This is a genomic window from Anaerotruncus sp. (assembly GCF_057433415.1).
This window is the reverse complement of sequence record NZ_DBMDHH010000013.1, coordinates 24,044-45,198: the sequence shown is the minus strand read 5'-3', so window position 1 is coordinate 45,198 and position 21,155 is coordinate 24,044. Positions and strand designations below refer to the sequence as shown.

The 21,155-nt window shown below is 64.2% G+C and carries 17 protein-coding genes; 9 read left to right on the top strand and 8 right to left on the bottom strand.

Going from position 1 to position 21,155, the window contains the following annotated elements; translation table 11 throughout:
* Positions 1 to 123: 123 nt before the first annotated feature.
* Both ACZO3G_RS05625 and ACZO3G_RS05620 read right to left on the bottom strand, forming a co-directional pair.
* Positions 124 to 498, bottom strand: a complete 375-nt coding sequence (locus ACZO3G_RS05625) for a PH domain-containing protein (RefSeq protein WP_101552716.1) — start codon at positions 496 to 498, stop codon at positions 124 to 126.
* Between the two features lie 59 nt (positions 499 to 557).
* Entirely contained in the window at positions 558 to 1,937 is a 1,380-nt protein-coding gene (locus ACZO3G_RS05620) for a citrate synthase (RefSeq protein ID WP_486846913.1), read from the bottom strand.
* Between the two features lie 157 nt (positions 1,938 to 2,094).
* Here ACZO3G_RS05620 and spoIID point away from each other — a divergent pair, with 157 nt between their 5' ends.
* From spoIID to ACZO3G_RS05590, 6 genes are all read left to right on the top strand, one after another.
* Positions 2,095 to 3,186, top strand: coding sequence for a stage II sporulation protein D (spoIID, locus tag ACZO3G_RS05615; protein WP_276872456.1), 1,092 nt, complete (start codon positions 2,095 to 2,097; stop codon positions 3,184 to 3,186).
* 68 nt (positions 3,187 to 3,254) lie between these two features.
* Entirely contained in the window at positions 3,255 to 4,421 is a 1,167-nt protein-coding gene (locus tag ACZO3G_RS05610; protein ID WP_276872457.1) for an aminotransferase class I/II-fold pyridoxal phosphate-dependent enzyme, read from the top strand.
* 8 nt (positions 4,422 to 4,429) lie between these two features.
* Positions 4,430 to 4,741, top strand: coding sequence for a hypothetical protein (locus tag ACZO3G_RS05605; protein ID WP_276872458.1), 312 nt, complete (start codon positions 4,430 to 4,432; stop codon positions 4,739 to 4,741).
* Between the two features lie 82 nt (positions 4,742 to 4,823).
* Positions 4,824 to 6,209 (top strand): Trk system potassium transporter TrkA, encoded by a 1,386-nt coding sequence (gene trkA, locus ACZO3G_RS05600; protein ID WP_276872459.1) that lies wholly within the window; start codon positions 4,824 to 4,826, stop codon positions 6,207 to 6,209.
* 26 nt (positions 6,210 to 6,235) lie between these two features.
* A complete protein-coding gene (locus tag ACZO3G_RS05595) occupies positions 6,236 to 7,684 on the top strand; it encodes a TrkH family potassium uptake protein (RefSeq protein ID WP_277138632.1) in 1,449 nt (482 codons plus the stop codon).
* Positions 7,685 to 7,886: 202 nt separating this feature from the next.
* Positions 7,887 to 9,068, top strand: coding sequence for an iron-containing alcohol dehydrogenase (locus tag ACZO3G_RS05590; protein WP_276874486.1), 1,182 nt, complete (start codon positions 7,887 to 7,889; stop codon positions 9,066 to 9,068).
* Positions 9,069 to 9,369: 301 nt separating this feature from the next.
* Here ACZO3G_RS05590 and ACZO3G_RS05585 read toward each other — a convergent pair whose 3' ends face one another.
* From ACZO3G_RS05585 to ACZO3G_RS05565, 5 genes are all read right to left on the bottom strand, one after another.
* A complete protein-coding gene (locus ACZO3G_RS05585; RefSeq protein ID WP_276874489.1) occupies positions 9,370 to 10,020 on the bottom strand; it encodes a site-2 protease family protein in 651 nt (216 codons plus the stop codon).
* Positions 10,021 to 10,049: 29 nt separating this feature from the next.
* Positions 10,050 to 11,882 (bottom strand): ATP-dependent zinc metalloprotease FtsH, encoded by a 1,833-nt coding sequence (gene ftsH / locus ACZO3G_RS05580; protein ID WP_418452671.1) that lies wholly within the window; start codon positions 11,880 to 11,882, stop codon positions 10,050 to 10,052.
* 18 nt (positions 11,883 to 11,900) lie between these two features.
* Positions 11,901 to 12,344, bottom strand: coding sequence for a MarR family winged helix-turn-helix transcriptional regulator (locus ACZO3G_RS05575; protein WP_101552699.1), 444 nt, complete (start codon positions 12,342 to 12,344; stop codon positions 11,901 to 11,903).
* A gap of 1,095 nt (positions 12,345 to 13,439) precedes the next feature.
* Entirely contained in the window at positions 13,440 to 14,552 is a 1,113-nt protein-coding gene (locus tag ACZO3G_RS05570) for a dihydroorotate dehydrogenase (RefSeq protein WP_276874377.1), read from the bottom strand.
* A gap of 15 nt (positions 14,553 to 14,567) precedes the next feature.
* Entirely contained in the window at positions 14,568 to 15,590 is a 1,023-nt protein-coding gene (locus ACZO3G_RS05565) for a LacI family DNA-binding transcriptional regulator (protein WP_276874374.1), read from the bottom strand.
* A gap of 295 nt (positions 15,591 to 15,885) precedes the next feature.
* On the opposite strand from ACZO3G_RS05565, the gene codB reads away from it, so the two are divergent.
* Positions 15,886 to 17,142 (top strand): cytosine permease, encoded by a 1,257-nt coding sequence (gene codB, locus ACZO3G_RS05560; protein ID WP_276874372.1) that lies wholly within the window; start codon positions 15,886 to 15,888, stop codon positions 17,140 to 17,142.
* Positions 17,143 to 17,184: 42 nt separating this feature from the next.
* Positions 17,185 to 18,420, top strand: coding sequence for a cytosine deaminase (gene codA / locus ACZO3G_RS05555; protein ID WP_101552691.1), 1,236 nt, complete (start codon positions 17,185 to 17,187; stop codon positions 18,418 to 18,420).
* A gap of 167 nt (positions 18,421 to 18,587) precedes the next feature.
* Here the strand turns inward: codA and ACZO3G_RS05550 are convergent, their stop codons facing one another.
* Complete coding sequence (locus ACZO3G_RS05550) at positions 18,588 to 19,511, bottom strand: collagen-like domain-containing protein (RefSeq protein WP_276872693.1); 924 nt, start codon at positions 19,509 to 19,511, stop codon at positions 18,588 to 18,590.
* A 313-nt stretch (positions 19,512 to 19,824) separates the two neighbouring features.
* Here ACZO3G_RS05550 and ACZO3G_RS05545 point away from each other — a divergent pair, with 313 nt between their 5' ends.
* Positions 19,825 to 21,102, top strand: a complete 1,278-nt coding sequence (locus tag ACZO3G_RS05545) for an ABC transporter substrate-binding protein (RefSeq protein ID WP_276872692.1) — start codon at positions 19,825 to 19,827, stop codon at positions 21,100 to 21,102.
* Positions 21,103 to 21,155: the final 53 nt, after the last annotated feature.

Genomic DNA, 21,155 nt, shown 5'->3' with positions numbered 1-21,155 from the left:
CAGAAAATGGATATCTAAATAATTATACCGCCTGACCGGGTCCCGGTCAAGCGGTATTGTATTTCCCTCATTTTGGATGGGCCGCCGCGCCGGGGGAGCGGATGAGACCCATCCGGATGAAAATCAGATGCCGGCCTTTTGCGCCATAAAGTCGATCCACTTGTCGCGCTTCATCATGGAGATCTTGTCGGTGACGAGCTTGCCGGTCTCCATCTCCTCGTAGGTGATCGTGATGCCGATCGGGACGAGGAGTTGGGAGCATTTCCCGAGCTCCCGGATGTTCCGGTAGGGGACGACGATGTTGTCAGCCAGAAGCCCGGTCAAAACGATCAGCCGCTCCTCCGTGAAGTAGGCCCACCCCTGTTTCCAGGGGCCCATCTTTCCGACCAGCCGCTCCACGTAGCTCGCCTGCAAATAGTCGACCAGGGTGTCCGACGGGTCCATGACGCCCAATTCCACCAGATTCTGCTTCTGCTTTTCCAGTTTTGCTTCGTTCATGATCCTTGCCTCCTTAAAATCGACCGGATGCCTCAGCTCCGGAAAATTTGACGGCTGGTTCAGCCGCGCTGCGCGAGGGGGACGTAGGAATGCGCGCCGACGATCGACTTGTAGGCGGGGCGGATGATCTTTTTGCCGGTCGAGAGCTCCTCCAGCCGATGGGCGCACCAGCCCGCCGTGCGCGCGATTGCGAAGAGGCGGGTGTGCAGCTCGTCGGGGATGCGCAGCATCCGGTAGACAAGCCCCGAATAGAGGTCGACGTTGGCGCAGGTGATCCGGTCGCTGCCCCACTTTTCCCGCAGCACGTCGGGCGCCAGCCGCTCGACCGCGTCGAGCAGGCGGAACTCGCCCTCGTAATCGGTGCCCTTGGCCAGCTTCATCGCGTTCTGCTTGAGCACCCGGGCGCGCGGGTCGCTTTTCGTGTAGACCGCGTGCCCCATCCCGTAGATGAGCCCCGAGCGGTCGCCCGCCTCCCCGGCGACGGCCTTGCGCAGGTATTCGCGGATCTCGTTGTCGTCGTCCCAGTCGTAGACGTTCGCCTTGAGGTATTCGAGCTGCTCGATCACCTTGTGGTTCGCGCCGCCGTGGCGGGGGCCCTTGAGCGCGCCGATGCCCGCCGCGATGGCCGAGTAGGTGTCGGTCTGCGCGGAGGTGAGCACCCGCACCGCGAAGGTGGAGCAGTTGCCGCCGCCGTGTTCGCTGTGCAGCGTGAGGCAGAGGTCGAGCAGGTGGGCCTCCTCCTCGGTGAACTGTTTGTCCGAGCGCAGCATCCGCAGGATGTTCTGCGCGGTGGAAAACTCGGGGTTGGGATTATGTAAATACATCGAGCGGCCGTCGTACACCCGCTTCTTCACCTGGTAGGCCGCCGCCATGATCGACGGCATCCGCGCGATCAGCTCGATCGACTGGCGCATGACGTTTTCGATCGAGTAGTCGTCCGGCCGGGGGTCGTAGGTGTAGAGCGCGAGCACCGAGCGCGCGAGCATGTTCATGATGTTGGGGCTCGCGACCTTCATGATCATGTCCTCGGTGAAGTTTTCGGGCAGCTCGCGGTTGTCCGCGAGGATCTCCGAAAAACGGTTGAGCTGCGCGCCGGTGGGCAGGAAGCCGAGCAGCAGCAGCCAGGCGGTCTCCTCGCAGCTGTAGCGGTTTTCGGCCTGCGCGCCCGCGATCAGGTCGGTGATGCTGTAGCCGCGGTAGGTGAGCTCGCCGTCGATCGGCAGCTTTTCCCCCTCGCTGAGCAGGTAGCCGTGGACGTTGCAGACCTGCGTGATCCCGGCGACCACGCCGGTGCCGTCCGCGTTGCGCAGGCCGCGCTTGACGCCGAATTTGTTGCACAGTTCCTCATCGAAACCGTTATACCGCGCGTACTCGCCGCATAGTAATTGAATATCCTGATTGAGCTGCTCATTGGGTGCAGCAGGCGTTTTGCCGTACATAACGGGAGCGCTCCTTTCCTCTTTCCACACAGATGCCCGGTGGGCGTTATCTCATATTGTATTCCGGTAACGTGTGAAAGTCAATAGACGTTTCCGCCGAAAAGCGGCAAAAATGAAATTTCCAAATAGAAATCTTGCATAAATAGGAGGAAGTGCAATGCGGTTCAGGGTGGCGGCAGGGCTGGTATTCGCCCTTTTGATGTTTCTGATCCCCCTTTTGGCGCTTGTGGGAAATGTGGACATGGTGCAGTATTCTCCCCGGGAAGATGCATCCGTGCCGCAGGCGTCCGCGCCCGCCGGGACGGGACAGGCCGCGCCCGAAAGGGACCCGTCCGCGCCCGCGGCGTCCTCCGGGACAACCCCCGCGGTGACGGTGGCGGACGACGGCTTCCGGATCCTGGACGATCGGACGGGGAAGGTGTTCGAGGTGAGCGCGCGGGACTATGTGCGAGGGGCGCTCGCGGCCGAGATGCCGCCGACCTTCCACCCCGAGGCGCTCAAGGCGCAGGCGGTGGCGGCGCACACCTACGCGCTGCGCCTGCGGGAGCAGAACCGCGCCGCGCCCGACGAGTCGCTCAAGGGGGCGGACTTCTCCGCCGACCCGCAGGGCTGGAAGAGCTATACGACCGAAAAGCTCTTCCGCGAGCGGTACGGCGATCTGGCGGACGCCTACTGGAAGGCGATCTGCGGCGCGGCGGACGAGGCGTGCCCCTACCTGCTCACCTGGGAGGGGGAGCCGATCGTGGCGGCCTACCACTCGATGAGCAGCGGCACCACCGAGGACGCCTCCAACGTATGGACGGGCAGCGAGCCCTACCTCGTGCCGGTCGAGAGCTTTGGGGACACCCTCGCGCCCGACTATGAGACGACCGAACGGTTCCCGGTGCAGGAGGTGGCGGAAAAGCTGCAAAACGCCTGGCCGGACATCTCGCTCGGGGAGGACCCGGCCGGGTGGCTCAAGGTGACCGAACGTTCGGAGGGGGGCTATGTCACCGGCATAACGGCGGGGGACCGGGCCATCCACGGAAAGGAGCTCCGAAGCCTGCTCGGCCTGCGCTCCTCCGACTTCACGGTCGCCTGCGACGGCGCGTCCTTCACCTTTACCGTGCGGGGCTACGGACACGGGGTGGGGCTCTCCCAGTACGGCGCCGACTATCTGGCGCGGCAGGGCGCCACCTTCGACGAGATCCTCGCGCACTACTATCCCGGCGCGACGCTCGGCGTCATCGCCGGGGAGGCGGCGTCCTGAGGGTTGCAAATCGGCCAGAATATGTTAAAATGAAGGCTGTATACGGACGTGAAAAGGGGAAAAGAGACGTGGAATTTGCAAAACGCATGGACCGTTTCGGTGAGGGCATCTTTTCGGTGCTGCTGGGCATGAAGAAGGAGCAGCTCGCGCAGGGCAGGCATGTGGTGGACCTGAGCGTGGGCACCCCCAACATCCCGCCCGCGCAGCACGTTATCGACGCGCTGGTCTCCGCCGCGCAGGACAGGGGCAACTACGTCTACGCGATCAGCGACACCGCTGAGCTCCAGGACGCGGTGGCGGCGTGGTACCGGCGGCGGTACGGCGTGGAGGTCGACCCGCGCCGTGAGGTTGTCTCGCTGCTCGGCTCGCAGGAGGGGCTCGCGCACATCGCGCTTTCGGTCGTGGACGAGGGGGAGACGGTGCTCGTGCCCGATCCCTGCTATCCCGTCTTCGGCGGCGGGCCGCTCATCGCGGGCGCAAAGCTCTGGTACATGCCCCAGCGGCGGGAGAACGGCTACATCATCGACCTTGCGGAGATCCCCGAGGAGGTCGCCCGCGCGGCCAAGCTGATGGTCGTCTCCTATCCGAACAACCCCACCACCGCCATCGCGCCCGACAGCTTCTATCTCGACCTGATCGCGTTCGCGCGGAAATACGGCATCATCGTGCTGCACGACAACGCCTACAGCGAGCTCGTCTTCGACGGCGGGAGCTGCGGCAGCTTTTTGCGCTTTCCGGGCGCGAAGGAGGTCGGCGTCGAGTTCAACTCCCTCTCCAAGACCTACGGGCTGGCGGGCGCGCGGGTCGGCTTCTGCATCGGCAACCGCGAGGTCGTGTCGATGCTCTCCACCCTCAAGTCGAACATGGATTACGGTATGTTTCTGCCCGTCCAGAAGGCCGCCATCGCCGCGGTCACCGGCGACCAGTCGTGCGTCGCCGCGACCCGCCGCGCCTACCAGGACCGGCGCGACATCCTCTGCGACGGCCTCACCGCGATCGGCTGGCCGGTCGAGCGGTCCCGCGCCACGATGTTCGTCTGGGCCAAGCTCCCCGGGGGCCGGACCGACGACCAGGCGTTCGCCCAGGAGCTGCTTGCCAAAACCGGCGTGCTCATGACCCCCGGCAGCGCCTTCGGCCCCTCCGGCCGGGGGTATCTGCGCATCGCGCTCGTCCAGGACGAGCCCGAGATGCGCCGGGCGATCGAGGCGATTAAGAGCAGCGGGTTGTTGAAGTAACGGCTTTTTTGGAAGGAAGCCTGTCGCGGCGCTTTGCTGCGGCCGTGTCTGATAAAACAAAAGTTTTCGGGGCCGGGGGGCGCTTTTTCAAAAGCGCCCCCCGTCGCGCTTCGCAAAGCGCGGAACACTTTTTTCCTTCAGGCGTATTTTTCGGTTCCTTTTTACAAGGAAAAAAGGAACATCCGCAGGGGCGGTTTTCCGGAGGGGAAACCGCCCCTGTGTCCCACTTATTGGCAGGAGGCAAATTTTCACCGGAAAAAGCCGCGCAAAACTTGCCGAACGCTGTCATTTGTGTTAAGATCGCATTAAAGCGAAGTTAAGAAAAGCTAAAGATACTATAAAGATGGGGTGCCCGCGGCCGTGACGGCCGCGGGAATCTCTGCGTAGGGGCGAAACGGAAAGATGAAGATTGTCATAGTAGGCGACGGAAAAGTCGGATGCACGCTGACGGAACGCCTGTCCAAGGAAGGGCATGACATCGTGGTGATCGACAACAACCGCCAGGTGCTGCGCGAGTCGGCGGAGATCTTCGACGTCATGGCGGTGCACGGCAACGGCGCGAGCCTGCGGGTGCAGAAGGCGGCGGACGTGCAGAACAGCGACCTGCTGATCGCGGCGGCGTCGGGGGACGAGCTGAACCTGCTCTGCTGCATCATCGCGCGCAAGCTCGGCTGCAAGCACACGATCGCGCGGATGCGCAACCCGGAATATGTTGAGCAGCTTTTTTTCCTGCGGGAGGAGCTGGGGCTGAGCATGATGATCAACCCCGAGCGCGCCTCCGCAAAGGAGATCTTCCGCCTGCTGCAGTTCCCGACCTTTTTGAAGCGCGATTCCTTCGCGAAGGGGCGCGCGGAGATCGTCGAGATCGTGCTGCGGGAGGGGAGCATCCTCAGCGGCAAGCGGCTGAACGAGCTGTATAAGATCGCGAAGGTCAAGGTGCTCGTCTGCGCCGTGGAGCGGGAGGACCGCGTCTACATCCCCGACGGCTCCTTCCGGCTCCAGCGGGGGGACAAGCTCTATGTCACGGCGCCCACCCAGGATTTGACGGCGCTCATCAAGCACCTTGGACTGGAGAAGATCAAAGTGCGCAACGCCATCCTCGTGGGGGGCAGCCGGATCGCCTACTACCTCGCGCGGGAACTGGAGGAGGCGGGCATCGGCGTCAAGATCATCGAGACGTCGGAGGACCGCTGCAACCAGCTCGCCGAGCTGCTGCCCCGCGCCCAGATCGTCCACGCGGACGGCTCGAGCCAGGCGGTGCTGCGCGCCGAGGGGATTGAGCAGACCGACGCGGTCGTGACGCTCACCAACATCGACGAGGAGAACCTGCTCATCTCGATGTTCGCCAACTACCTGCACGTCCCCAAGGTGGTCACCAAGATCAACCGCACCGAATATACCGAGGTCATCCGCGACAAGGGAATCGACAGCGTCATCAGCCCGAAGCTGCTCTGCGCCAACGACATCGTGCGCTATGTGCGCGCGATGCAGAACACCACCGGCTCGGTGCTGGCGCTCCACCGCATCGTGGACGAGCGGGTGGAGGCGCTGGAATTCCTCGCAAGCCCCTCGACCCGGCACCTCGGGGAGACCCTCCTTCAGATCACCCTCAAGCCGGACATCCTCATCGCCTGCATCAACCGGAAAGGCCGCATCATCATCCCCAAGGGCGACGATACGATCGAGCCGGGGGATACGCTGATCGTCGTGACGACCGCCGACCGGATGATCGTCGACCTCAACGACATCTTCGCCGACGCGCCCGAGCGGCTGGCGGCGGTGCAGTAAACGGCGGCGCGGGAGGAAATGGCGGAATGAATTACCGGATTATTGCATATTTCATCGGGCGGATTCTGCGGCTCGAGGCGGTCTTCATGGCGCCCGCGCTCGCGATCTCGCTCTACCAGGGGGAACACGCGGCGGCGGCCGGCTTTTTGATCGCGATGGGCGCCCTGCTCCTCGTGGGCGTGCCCTGGTCGTGGAAGCGCCCCGAAAACCGCTCGTTCGGCGCGCGGGAGGGGTTCGTCACGGTGGGCCTCGTGTGGGTGGTCGTCTCCCTCTTCGGGGCGCTGCCCTTCTTTTTCGGCGGGGGCATCCCAAGCTATGTCGACGCCGTCTTCGAGACGGTGTCGGGCTTCACCACCACGGGCGCGAGCATCCTGACCGAGGTGGAATCGATGGCGATGGGGCTGCTCTACTGGCGCAGCTTCACCCACTGGCTGGGCGGCATGGGCGTGCTCGTCTTCCTGCTGGCGATCGTGCCGATGACGCGCGGCTCGGGCGCGTCGCTGCATCTGCTGCGCGCCGAGAGCCCCGGCCCGCAGGTGGGCAAGCTGGTGCCCAAGATGCACCAGACGGCGAAGATCCTCTACGGCATCTATGTCGCGCTCACCCTGTTCCAGATCGTCCTGCTGCTCGCGGGGGGCATGCCCCTCTTCGACGCGGTGACCACCGCGTTCGGCACCGCCGGCACGGGCGGCTTCGCGGTCAAGAACGACAGCATGGCGGGATACAGCTTCTACCTGCAGACGGTCGTCACCGTCTTTATGGCGGTCTTCGGCATCAACTTCAACATCTTTTACCTGCTGCTCATCCGGGAGTTCGCCAAGGCGTTCTTCAATGAGGAGCTGCGGGTCTACCTCGGCATCATGCTCGGGTCGATCGCGCTTGTGACGGTCAACATCTCCCACCTCTACCCGTCCGTGCGGGAGGCGCTCCACCACGCGGCCTTCCAGGTGTCGTCGATCATGACGACCACCGGCTTTGCCACGGCGGATTTCAACCTCTGGCCGGAGTTTTCCCGCTCGCTGCTCGTGCTGCTCATGGTGCTGGGCGCCTGCGCCGGGTCGACGGGCGGCGGCATCAAGACCGCGCGCCTCATCATCCTCTTCAAGTCGGTGCGCAACGAGGTGTGGAAGATGCTGCACCCCCGCTCGGTCAAGCTCGCGCGGATGGACGGCTCGATCCTCGACGAGGGCACCCTCTACGGGGTCAACGCCTATATGGCGGTCTACTGCATCATCGTCGCGGTTTCCGCCCTGCTCGTGTCGTTCGACAACTTTTCCTTTGAAACCAACGTGACCGCCGTCTTCGCCTGCCTGAACAACATCGGGCCGGGGCTGGGACTGGTCGGCCCGATGGGCAACTATTCGGCTTTCTCCGATTTCAGCAAGCTGGTGCTCACCGCCAACATGCTGATCGGGAGGCTGGAAATTTTCCCGATCCTCGCGCTGCTGATGCCGACCACCTGGCGGCGCGGCTGATCCGGGGTGGGCGGCGGCGCCTGCGTGCCGCGCGCCCGCCTTTTTGCTTTCGGGAAACCGGCCGCGAACGGGGCGCGCCGCGCGGCCCCGCCGCCGCCCGGGCCGCTTCCGGCGCCTTTGGCGCCCCCGCGGCCCGCTTGACATCCCGTTTTCACGCGGCTACAATGACAGGGACGGCATATCTGATTGAGGAGGTTTGGCAATGCAGAGCTTTTCCTACTACTCCCCGACGCGCGTGGTGTTCGGGAAAGAGACGGAGACGCAGGTGGGCTCCCTTGTAAAGGAGCTGGGCGGCAGCCGGGTGCTGGTGCTCTACGGGGGCGGCAGCGCGGTCAAAAGCGGGCTGATCGGCCGGGTGACCGGCAGCCTCGCGGCGGCGGGGCTCGCCCATGAGGCGCTCGGCGGGGTCAAGCCCAATCCGCGGCTCGCCTTTGCGCGCGAGGCGCTGGAACGGGCGCGGGCGTTCGGGGCGGATTTCGTGCTCGCTGCGGGCGGCGGAAGCGTCATCGACACGGCCAAGGCGGTCGCGCTGGGGCTGGGCAATCCCGGCGTGGACATCTGGAAGTTCTGGACGCGGGAGGCGGTCCCCGTGGGCTGCGCGCCGGTGGGGGTCGTGCTGACGATTTCCGCGGCGGGCAGCGAAACGAGCAGCTCGTCGGTGCTGACCGACGAGGAGACGGGGGAGAAGCGCGGGCTCGGCAGCGATCTGGTGCGGCCCCGCTTTGCGGTGATGAATCCGGAGATCACCTTCACGCTGCCCGTCTACCAGGTGGCGTGCGGCGTGGTGGATATCATGATGCACACCCTCGACCGGTATTTCTGTCCGATCCTGGGCAACGAGCTGACCGACCAGATCGCCGAATCGGTGCTGCGGGTGGCGATCGAAAAGGGCCGCGCGGCGGTCCGGGACCCGCACGACTACGACGCGATGGGCGAGCTCATGTGGGCGGGGAGCCTCTCCCACAACGACCTGACGGGGCTGGGCGGCGTCAAGGATTTCGCGCCCCACCAGCTCGGGCACGAGCTGTCCGCGATGTTCGATGTGGCGCACGGCGCGAGCCTTTCAACGGTGTGGGGCTCGTGGGCGGACTACTGCTGGGAGACGAACCCGGCGCGGTTCGCGCGCTATGCGAAAAACGTCTGGGGCATTGAAAACGCCGACGAGCGGACGGCGGCGCGCGCGGGCATCGACGCGACGGTGGACTATTTCCGCTCGCTCGGGATGCCGACCTGCTTTGGCGAGCTCGGCATCGGGACGCAGCCGGACGAAGTGCTGCACCGGCTCGCGGTCAACTGCATGTACGGCGGGACCCGCAAGGTGGGCACCTTCCGGGTGCTTGACGCGCCCGACGCCTACGAGATCTACCGCCGCGCCAACCACTGAAGGGTTTCGGGATTTGAAATTTTCGCCGCCACTTGCCCTGCGGGCAAATGGTGACCCCATTCGGGCTGTTGCTTCGCGACACCTTTTTTAAAAGGCGGCGGGGCCGCGGGGCAGCGCCCCGCGCCGCGCTTCCCGGGAAAAGACGCGAAGGGCTCCGCCCTCGAAAATGCCCGGCGTTCCATTCGGAACGCCGGGCATTTTCTCACCCGCGGCCTTATCTACGGCCTAAGAGCCGCCCTTTGGGCGGCTGGCCTCCGACACGCCTCGCTGCGGCTCGGTGCGAGAAGGCCGGCGAGGCTTTTCAGAGGCGGAAGACCGCCTCCGTGATCAGCCAGAAGAAATCGCTCAGGCCGTCGCTTAAAAAGGCGAGCGGCCGGTCGAGGATGCCGGTGAAGAGCAGCACCATCATGATGAGCGCGCCGTACCGCTCGTAGCGCATGTAGCCGAAGTATTTGTCCTCGGGCAGCACCGCGCCGAGCACCTTGGAGCCGTCGAGCGGCGGCACCGGGATGAGGTTGAAGAGCCCCAGGCCGGTGCTGATCGCGGAGGTGTAGAAGAGCAGGTAGTAGATGTAGCGCACGACCGCTCCCACATAGCCGCCCGTGAGCCTGAGGATGAGCCCCATGCCCAGCGTGCATACGAGAGAGATCAGAAAATTCATGCCCGGACCGGCCAGCGCGGTGAGCACCATGCCCCTTTTGCGGTTTTTATAGTAGCGCGGGTCGACCATCACCGGCTTTGCCCAGCCGAAGTGGAAGACCAGCAGGCAGAGGGTGCCGATCGGGTCGAGGTGGCGCAGCGGGTTGAGGGAGAGCCTCCCGGTCGCCCGGGGGGTGGGGTCGCCCAGCTTCCACGACGCCCAGCCGTGCGCGAACTCGTGCAGCGAGATCGCGATGAGCACGGCGGGCACCGTGTAGACGAGGGTCGGGATCAGGTTGGAAATCCATCGCATCGGTCTGGTTCCTCACAGTCGGGCGGGGGTCACGCGTTTAGAATCCGCATGAATTCCTCGCCGGTAATCGTCTCCTTTTCGAGCAGGTATTTTGCCAGCTCGTGGAGCTTGGGCTCGTTGTCGCGGAGAATTTTGACGGCCTTGTCGTGCGCCTCCCGGATGATGCCCATGACCTCCTGGTCGACGCGGGCGGCCGTCTCGGAGGAACACTCGAGCGACGCGTCGCCGCCGAGATAGGGGTTCTGGACCGTCTCGAGCGCGACCATGCCGAAGGCGTCGCTCATGCCGTAGCGGGTGACCATTGAGCGGGCGAGCCTGGTGGCCTGCTCGATGTCGTTGGAGGCGCCGCTCGTGACCGACTGGAAGACGACCTCCTCCGCCGCGCGCCCGCCCGTGAGGGTGGCGATCTTGTTTAAGGCCTCCTCCCGGGACATGAGCACCCGTTCGCTCTCGTCCACCTGCATCGTGTAGCCGAGCGCGCCCGAGGTGCGCGGCACGATGGTGATCTTGTGGACCGGCGCGGAGTCGGTCTGCCTGGCGGCGACGAGCGCGTGCCCGATCTCATGGTAGGCGACGATCTCCCGCTCGCGCGGGGAGATGACCGCGTTTTTGCGCTGGTAGCCCGCGATGACCACCTCGACCGATTCCTCAAGGTCGCTCTGATTCACGAGGGTGCGGCCATATTTGACGGCGCGCAGCGCGGCTTCGTTGACGATGTTGGCAAGCTCCGCGCCCGAGGCGCCCGCGGTCGCGCGGGCGATCACGCCCCAGTCGATGTCCGACTCGGTCCGCACGTCCTGTGCGTGGACCCGCAGGATCGCCTCGCGGCCCGCGAGGTCGGGCAGCTCGACGGGGATGCGCCGGTCGAAGCGGCCGGGGCGCAGCAGCGCCGGGTCGAGCGATTCGGGGCGGTTGGTGGCGGCGAGGATGACGACGCCCTTGCGCCCGTCGAAGCCGTCCATCTCGGTGAGCAGCTGGTTGAGGGTCTGCTCGCGCTCGTCGTTGCCGCCCATCACGCCGCTTTCGCGCTTTTTGCCAATCGTGTCGATCTCGTCGATAAAGACGATGCAGGGGGCTTTTTCATTGGCCTGCTTAAAGAGGTCGCGGACCTTGGCCGCGCCCATGCCCACGAACATCTCGACGAACTCGGAACCCGAGATCGAGAAGAAGGGGACGTCCGCCTCGCCGGCGACCGCCTTGGCGAGCAGCGTCTTGCCCGTTCCGGGAGGGCCCACAAGCAGCGCGCCCTTGGGCAGGTTTGCGCCGATCTCCGCGTATTTGCGGGGGTTGTGGAGGAAGTCGACGATCTCGGTGAGGGCCTCCTTGGCCTCGTCCTCGCCCGCCACGTCCTTAAAGGTCTTGCCCGTCTGGGCCTGCACATAGATTTTGGCGTTGGACTTGCCGAAGGTCATCGCGTTGCCTCCGCCGCCCATCCGCTTCTGCATCGAGCGCATGAAGAACTGCCCGATCAGCGCGAAAATGGCCAGCGGCAGGATCCAGGTGAGCAGAAAGCTCATCAGGGGAGAGGCCTTTTCCGGCACGATGTTGGAGAATTTGACCCCCTTCTCATAGAGGCGGTCAACCAGCCCGGTGTCGTTCGGCATCTGTCCGGTCATGTAGAGATCCGCCTGCTTGGGATTTTTCTCATTGGGGATCGCATAGTAGACGTACCCGTCATCGAGATTTGCCTCGGTGACCTTGCCCGCCTCCACGTCGCTCATGAAGGTGCCATAATCAACCTCGGTGACCCGCGGCTGCAGCAGCAGCGGGAAGACGAAGATGTTGAGCAGCATCATGACCAGCATGACCATGACGACATAATATAACAGCGGTTTTTTCGGGATTTTCGGTTGTTCCTGCATATGAATCATCCTTTCCGGTCAGGGGTTCTCTTGAATGGAATCGCGCTTTTGGAGCAGGAGGCTGAGCCTCTGCATGCCGTCGAGGATCACCTCGGCGTCCTCCTCGTTCAGCAGCGGGAAGGCGCGGGTGACAAGCGCGTCGACCTCGTCGACCGTCCGGCGGCCCTCCCCGGTCAGCGTGATGTGCACCACCCGCTCGTCCCGCGGGTCGCGGGAGCGTTCAAGCAGGCCCTCGCGTTCGAGCCGCTTGCAGAGCGCGGAGACGTTGGTCCCCGCCGCGCACACCCTCCGGCTCAGCCCGCTGACCGTGCATCCGTCCTCCCGGCGGATTTCAAAAAGGACCCGCATCTGCATGATCGTCAGCCCGTAGCGGTCGATGATCGGATGGAACACGCCGTTCATCCGGTCGGTGATGTCCCGCATGAGCGCCCAGACCTGGTTTTTAAACTCCGCAGGTTCCATTGCGCCGTTCGCCTCCCGTCTCTTATTTAGCTATGAATTATCTATAATATAAATTGTAGTTATGTAGAATCATAGATAATTTTGTAAAGAAGCTGTGAATTTGGGTTTGCCGCGCTGTACCCGGCGGGGCTTTTTTCGCGCCCCTTCGGGGCGCTTTAGGAGAGCCGCCTTCGGCGGCGGGGATTGCCGGGACCCGCCCCGGCGACGGTTTTGGATTTGCCGCGCTGCGCCCGGCGGGGCTATCGCGGGAATTGCCGCTTAAAAAGCGGCAAGAATCACGAGCGCGTTCCGCCGCGCACCACGGGTTCCTTTTCGGACGGACGAAAAGGAACCAAAAGTCCGCCTAAGAACCCTCCGCCGGGTTCTTAGGAATCTCCGGGAGTACCTTGCCAAGACCCGCAGACTGCCGGCACTCCCCACAGGTACACTAGCTGAAGGCTCAAGCTAATCTCGGCGCTCCCAATGAGCGAGAACGGATGGTGCGGTGAAACCACCCGGCGGAAAACAACACCCGTACCGGGCGTTCGCGCGCTCTGCGCGCGCGGGCGGCGAAGCCGACCGGTTTTCCGCCTCCCCGCGTTAGATGCGAGCAAAACAAAAGCGGCCGTACCTCCCCGAAGGCACTCTGGATACGGTTCCGGAGGCTCGCCGGCAGAGGCATTGCGCCCGCGGCGCGGCGGCAGATGGGATGATGTACACTTGTCCGTTGATCCGTGTCACAGGCGCCGCCGACTTTGGCCGCAGGCCAACCGGAGGCGGCGCGGGGTCGCAGGGGCGCAGCCCCTCGCGCCCTTCTTTGGTTCCTTTCTTGGGCGAGCAAGAAAGGAACTCGCTGTCGGTCGACTACCGACAGGCCCTCCGGCCTCTGGGCGGAAAACCTAAAACCGTCGCCGGTCGACTACCGGCAGGCTCCGCCGCTCACTGAGCGGCAAATCTAAAACCCCCGCCGGGGAAAGGCGCGCAGGCGGAGCCGGCAGAACGGCTCTGGTATTGGAGAGACGGCGCAATCTCCGTATAAAAAATTCTTTACCCGCTTTTTTCAAGAGAGCGGACAGAAAAGGCCGCCCCTTCGGGCGGCCGGTTTCTCTTCTGTTTTCACTTCCAGACGAGGCGGAGTTTTTTGTCGGGGCAGCGCGCGACGCACAGCCCGCAGCCGGTGCAGCGGGCGGGGTCTGTGACGATGCCGTCCGCCTCGCGGCGCACGCCGCCATAGAGACAGCCGTCGGCGCAGAGGGAGCAGTCCTCCCGCGCGCAGGGGGAGAGCAGCTCGCTCACGAGCGGCTGCGCGGGGATCTCCTCAAAGGGAATGAGGGAACCGAGTGCGGCGCCCCGCAGCCGTTCGATGCTGCCGCCGTGCCCGTCGGCCCACGCCGCGAGCCCTTGGACGATCTCGGTGATGAGGCCGTACCCGTTGAGCATGACCGCGGAGGCGAGCTGGACGGTGTTGGCGCCGAGCATGATGAATTCCAGCACGTTCTCAAAGCTCTCGATCCCGCCGATGCCGCAGATCTGGCAGCGGGTGAGCTGGGAGAGGGTGGCGGTGACCGCCAGCGACACGGGTCGGATGTTGGGGCCGGTGTAGCCGCCGTAGGTGGGCATGACGGCCTGCTGGCGCTCGATGTCGACGCCCGACAGCCCCTTGAGGCTGTCGATCGCGCTGACCGCGGAGGCGCCCGCCTCCTCGATCGCGCGGACGAATCCGGTGTTGATGCTCGCGTCGTAGGAGAGCTTGACCATCACCGGGATATCCACCGCCGCTACGATCGTGCGGACAAACTCGCCGATGTGCTCCGAATGGCTGGAGAGCCGCTCGTTCTTGGTGCCGATGGGGGCGCTGATGCTCAGTTCCACCGCGTCGGCGCCCATTCGTTCCACCTTGGAGGCGATATAGGCGGTCTCCGAGGGGGTAGCCCCCCAGATCGAACAGATCAGCATGCTGTCCCGCTTGTCGATCCGGTCCATCTCCTGCTCCCACTGCTCGAGGTCGAGGGTGGAATAGAGCATGGTGTTGAAGAGCCGCCCGTCGTCAAGATAAAGCCGCGGCCGGATGACCGAGCCCGCCTCCAGCGTGATCGTTTCGGTGACGACCGCCGCCGCGCCCGCGTCGACCGACCGCTGGATGGCGGCCGCGCTGCGCGACCAGGGACCGGCCGCCACAATGACCGGATTTTTCAGCTGCCTGCCCAGAAAAGGCACTGACAACGACATAAAACCCAACCCCTCTCATTCAAACAGCTCATAGATATATTTCTCGTTGCCGCAGGAACGGCGTATTTTCAGCTTGGGCTGGAGCACAACCTGCTGCGGCACGTGGTCGGCAAGCTGTTCGTCCTCGATCAGGTCGAAGAGCAGGCGCGCGGCGACCATGCCCAGCCTGTGGGCGGGCTGCTCGACGCTCGTGAGCTCGGGGGTGACCAGCTCGCACATCGGGGAATCGCTGAACCCCGTCACCGCGAGCCGCCCGGGGATATCGATCCCCTCGGCGCGCGCCGCCTTTATGACGCCGAAGGCGAGCTCGTCGCTCGAGGCAAAGATCGCGTCGGGCAGGCCACCCGCCGCGAAGAGCCGCCTCGCCGCGAGGAAACCGCCCCGCAGGCTGTCCTCGGCGGTGTGAATCTGCCCGGCGGGGATGCCCGCCTGCGCGCAGGCCGCACGGTAACCCTGGAGGATCGCGCCGCTCTTCGAGTGGGAATCCTCGTCGAGCAGCAGGTCGACCCGGCGGCGGCCCAGCTCAAAGAGGTGCTGGGTCATCCGGGCGGCGCTGCCCTCGAAGTTGATGTAGCAGGCGGTCACGTCGCCCAATCCATCCCCGCGCCCGATGATCACGAAGGGGCGCTCCCGCAGGCCGACGGCATCGAGCTGCGCGGCGCTCAGACGGGCGGCCCCGAGGAGGACGCCGTCCACCTTGCGGTCGAGCACCATGCGCAGCGAGTCCACCTCCCCCTCGGCGGTGCCGTGGGTGTTGCAGAGCAGGACGCCCGCGCCCTTTTTGGCGGCGACCGTCTCGACGCCGGTGACGACCCGTTGATAGATGCCGTGTTCAAAGGTGGGCACGAGCAGGGCGACCGTGTTGGTACGGCCGAGATTGAGCCCGCGCGCGAACCAGTTTGGGGTGTAGCGGAACTGCTCCATGACCGCGAGCACATGCTCGCGGGTCTCCGGCTGGACCTGTTCGGGGTGGTTGAGCACCCGCGAGACGGTCGCGACCGACACCTGCGCCTGCCGCGCGATCTCCTTGATATTCAAGCCCCCGCCCCCTCTCCAGTCATCTACCTATAGCTTACCAACCCGCTCGGGAAAATGCAAGGCCCCCGGAAGGCCCGGGGCAAAAAAACGTATTTGTAATCGGTTTCAGATAATGCGCTGGTCTGGGTGGAGGGTAAAGACTATACAAATAATTTGCCAAAGAAAAAGGCAATATTTTGTACAAAAATTTAATAGAAATGTGAGAAATATTATGATATAGTGTGGGTGGCGGCTAATGAAACTACTTACATCAATGCGCGCCCGGTGCGTGCCACAGACAGAAAGGGAGGTAACGATGAGCGAACTGAAAGAGAAAAAAGTCCAGACGGAGGATTCCGAGTATTCCCTCAGCGCGGTACCCAAGGAGAAAAAGGTACAGGGCATGTGGGCGGCGATGGTGGTGCTGGTGGGCTTCACCTTCTTTACCCCGAGCATGACCGCCGGCGGCAACCTGGGCATCGGGCTGACGCTGAGCGGGTTCCTGATTTCAATGATCGTCGGCAACGCGTTCCTGGGCGCCTACTGCGGCACCCTCGGCTACATCGGCCAGAAGACCGGCCTTTCGCTCGACCTGCTGGCGCACCGCTCGTTCGGTGAAAAGGGCTCGTTTTTGCCCTCCGCCATCATCAGCATCACCCAGATCGGCTGGTTCGGCGTGGGCGTCGCGATGTTCGCGCTCCCCGTCACCGAGCTGACCAAGGGCAAGCTGCCCGTGTGGGCGCTCGTCATCGTCACCGGCGCGGTCATGACGGTCACCGCCTACCTCGGCATCAAGGCGCTGGCGGTCCTCGGCTCGATCGCCGTGCCGCTCATTGCCATCCTCGGCGTCTATTCGGTGACCTGGGGCATCCAGAAGGCGGGCGGCATCATGAACGTCTTTGGCATGGAGAACAAGATGACGCTCGCCGCGGGCATCGCGATCGTCGTCGGCTCGTTCATTTCGGGCGGCACCGCGACGCCAAACTTCACCCGCTTCTCCAAAACCCCGAAGGTCGCCGTCACCGCGACGGTCGTCGCCTTCTTCGTGGGCAACTCGGTCATGATGATCTTCGGCGCGGTCGGCGGCGCGGTCACCGGCGTGGCGGACATCTTCAACATCCTCATCCTCCAGGGCCTCGCGATCCCGGCGGTCATCACCCTCGGACTCAACATCTGGACGACCAACAACAACGCCCTCTATACCGCGGGCCTCGGCGTCTCGAACATCACCAAGATCCCGATGAAGCCGATGGTCCTGCTCGGCGGACTGGTGGGCACCGTCTTCTCGGTGTGGCTCAACAACAACTTCGTCAGCTACCTGAACCTGCTCTCCGGCATGATCCCGCCGGTCGGCGCGGTCATCATCCTGCACTACATCCTGCACCGCGGCGACTATTCCAGGGAGGACGTCAAGAACCCGGTGGTCAACCCCGGCGCGATCCTCGCGGTCATCGGCGGCGCGCTCATCGGCATCTTTGTGAGCTGGGGCATCAAGCCGGTCAACTCGCTCGTTGTCGCGGCCGTGATCTTCCTCATCTGGGAGATGGCCGTCCGTCCGAAGCAGAAGGCATAGGCCTGTTGGAAGAGAACACACGTGACGAAAGGAGATCATCGCATGCTGATCAAAAATATCTTTGTGGAAAACGGGACCGAGGCGGTCGACATCCGCGTCGCCGACGGGAAGTTTGAAAAGATCGCCGCGAACCTCGCCCCCAACCCGGGCGAAGAGGTCGTCGACTGCACCGGATGCCTGGCCATCCCGCCCTTTATCGAGCCGCACGTCCACCTCGACACCTGCCTGACGGCGGGCGACCCGGTGTGGAACATGTCGGGCACCCTCTTCGAGGGGATCGAGTGCTGGGCCAAGCGCAAGGAGAAGCTCTCCAAGCAGGACGTCAAGGACCGCGCCCGCCGCGCGGTGCAGATGCAGGCGTCCAACGGCGTCCAGTTCGTGCGCACCCACGTCGACGTGACCGACCCGACGCTGATCGCGATGGAGGGGATGCTCGAGCTCAAGGAGGAGCTCAAGGGGATCGTCGACATCCAGATCGTCGCCTTTCCGCAGGAGGGCATCATGAGCTATCCGAACGGCGAGCAGCTCATGGAGAACGCCGTCAGGATGGGCGCGGACTGCGTCGGCGCGATCCCGCACTTTGAATTCACCCGTGAATACGCGGTCGATTCGGTCAACTTCTGCGTCAAGCTCGCGGAAAAGTACGGCAAGCTGGTCGACGTCCACTGCGACGAGATCGACGACGAGCAGTCCAAGGGCCTCGAGGTGCTCGCCTGCCGCGCGCTCGAAAGCGGCATGAAGGACATGGTCACCGCCAGCCATACCACCGCGATGCACAGCTACAACAACGCCTACTGCGGCAAGCTCTTCCGCCTGCTGCGGATGAGCGACATCAACTTCATCTGCAACCCGCTGGTCAACACCCATTTGCAGGGCCGCTTCGACACCTACCCGAAGCGCCGGGGCGTCACCCGCGTCAAGGAGCTGCTGGAGAACGGCAACAACGTCGCCTTCGGCCACGACGACATCTTCGACCCGTGGTATCCGCTCGGCGACGGCAACATGCGGGACGTCATCCACATGGGCCTGCACGTCTGCCAGCTGATGGGTTACCAGCAGATCATGGACTCCTACAGGTTCTGCACCTACAACGCCGCCCGGGCGCTGCACCTCGGGGACAGCTACGGCATCCGGGAGGGCAACCCCGCGAGCTTTATCGTGCTCAACAACGACAACTTCTACAACGCCCTCAACAAGAAGAGCGAGGTCCTCTACTCCTACAACCGCGGCAAGCTGATCGCCAAGGCGACCCCCGCGCGCAAAGAGGTCCTCTTCTGACAGCCGCCCTTCGTCCGGGAGACCGGATCCGGCGCGCCGCCCGCAGCCGCGGGCGGCGCGCCTCTGTATGTCCGGAAAAGACCAAAAGCCCGCGCCGCCCCAAAGGGCGGCGCGGGCCGCGTCTGCGCCCTGCGGGGGCGGAGACGGAAAGCGGGAGAGAGGGCCGGTCAGTCGCCGAGGCGGATGACCGTGAGGGTCAGGTCCCTGCCGGTGAAGCCGGCCCCGCTGGCGACGACGTTGAGGTTTACCGGAGTGGCCGTCACCTGGAAGGGGACGCTGAAGGTCAGCTCCGCGGTCTCCCCGGTGGCGGTAAAGGTGTGCCGGGCCGTTCCCCCGGTGACGGCTGCGCCGTTCTGGTTGAGGGTCGTCAGCAGGGTCGTGGGGATCGTGGTGCCGGCGTCGGCCGTAAAGGAGCCGCTGAAGGACGCCTGGTAGATGCCGGGCCGGCTGATCACCACGTCGGTGCTGCCCGCGGTATGGGAGATCGCGGTGCCCGAGACGAGCGGGTTGTCGGTGAAGGCGAGCGCGCCGCCCGCGGCGGTCGATTGGGCGGTGGGGTCCACCGTGGCCAGCACCTCGGGGGTCCCGCCGCCGCCCGGCTCCCCGCGCGGGATGACAAAGTCGAAGACGGCGTCCTCGTCGGAGCCCGAGTTGGTGACCTGGGCTTCGGTGCCGGGGTCGCCGGTGGTCACGGTGCCGATCCGGATGGTCGCGGCCGCGCCCGTGGGCCCGGTCTCTCCGGTGGCTCCGGTCTCTCCGGTGGCGCCGGTTTCACCGGTGGCGCCGGTTTCACCGGTCGCACCCGTCGCGCCGACAGCGCCCGCTTCGCCGGCGGGGCCGGTCGCTCCGGTGGGTCCGGTCGCTCCGGTGGGGCCCGTCGGTCCTGTCGGCCCGGTGGGCCCGGTCGCGCCGTTGCCGCCCGGCTGTCCCTGCGGGCCCTGCGGTCCGGCGGGGCCTTCCGGCCCCTGGTCGCCCCGGGGTCCCTGGTCGCCCCGTTCGCCGGCAGCTCCGGTTGCACCGGTTGCGCCGGTGGGTGCGGGCCGGTCTGCACAACCGGCCGTTTTCCGGGAAAGGCCGGTCATAAATTCCATTTTCGGCCCTGCGGCTGCGAAGAGCGTATTACGGAGATCGGCGTCAGCGGCGTCCAACCGGGATTTGTATAAACATGGAAATTTTCCTATCAAAATCTGACGAATTATTCTTTCGCAATTTGTGGGATTGAATAAACATCACAAAATATGATTGACGCAGGCGGAAAAACCGGATAGTATGATAAAGACAAGAGAATACTAGTAAATTTCACGTAGAGAGTTAAGAGAACGAGAAATTTGCCTTACCTTTGGTATTGCAAATTTTTCGTTTTTTTTATTGCTGAAAATGCTGCAATACAAAGGAGGAAAAGAAATGTCAAAGGCGAAAAGAATCCTGGCCGTACTGCTGAGCGCCTGCTTGGCGACAGGGCTGTTCTATGGGTGCGGCGACGAGGGAGCGACGCAGCCCGACGCTGCGAATCCCCCGGCCGCGGGCGGCTCCGCGGAGGACGGGGAGCTCCCGCCGCTCAAAATCGGCATGGTCACCCAGCTGACCGGACCGAACGCGTTCGGAGGGCACGAGTACCAGTACGGCGCGGAGATGGCGCTTGAGCACATCGGGGGCGAGATCAACGGCCGCAAAATCGAAATGGTCTTTGCCGACGGCCCCACCCAGGACGCCACCCTCTCCGAATTTGAACGCCTTTACAACGACGGCGTGCGCGTCTTCATCAGCGGCTACGGCTGCATCGCGGACCGCACCTTCGCCACGATGGCGGACGACATGCAGGCGCTCTACCTGTCGCTTGCGTGGGACGCCGACCTGCTCCAGGGCCCCAGCACCTATTTCTTCCGCGGCGGCGCGAACGTCGACGATTTCTCCAGGGGCGCGATGATGCAGGCCATCGACATCGGCAAGACCTTCCTCGGGAAGGACGCTAAGGACCTGAAGGTCGCGCTGCTCTACACCACGAGGCTTCAGCACGTCGCGAACCCGATGCTTGAGACGGCGGAGGCCAACGGCGTCCAGGTGGTCATCAACGAGGGCTATCCGGACACCAACAAGGACTTCATGCCGATCATCACCAAGCTGCAGAACACCGATTACGACATCCTGATCCCGATCCAGGGGACCCCGGACGGGACGCTCTTCCTCAAGAAGATCCACGAGCTCAACTACCGGCCGAAGGTCATCCTCGCCGGCGGCATCTTCTACGACACCCCCAACTTCTCCGACCTCGGCAACGAGATCACCAACGGCATCCTGACCCAGTCGTACACCAACCCGTCGATCTCCGAGGACGCGGCCCCCGGCATCACCAAGTTCAAGGAGGACTTTGAGGCGGAGTACGGGCACAAGCCCCTCGCGCACGCCCTGCAGGCCTACGGCGGCATGAACGTCTATTTCGAGTGCCTCAAGAAGGTCGATCCGAAGGACTGGGACGACACCGCCAAGCTCGCCGCGGCGATGAAGAGCCTGGACTTCGAGGAGGGCAAGCTCCCCTGGTACTGGGGCATCAAATGGGATGAGTTCAACAGCAACACCCGTGCCGGACAGATGGTCATCAGCGAATGGATGGACGGGGACATGTATGCGGTGTATCCCGATTTCCTGCGGACGAAAGACCCTGTGATCCCCTGGGAGCAGTAATCCCGGGAACCCTCCGGAAAGCCCTTGTCCATACCTTCGTGCGGCAGGGGCTT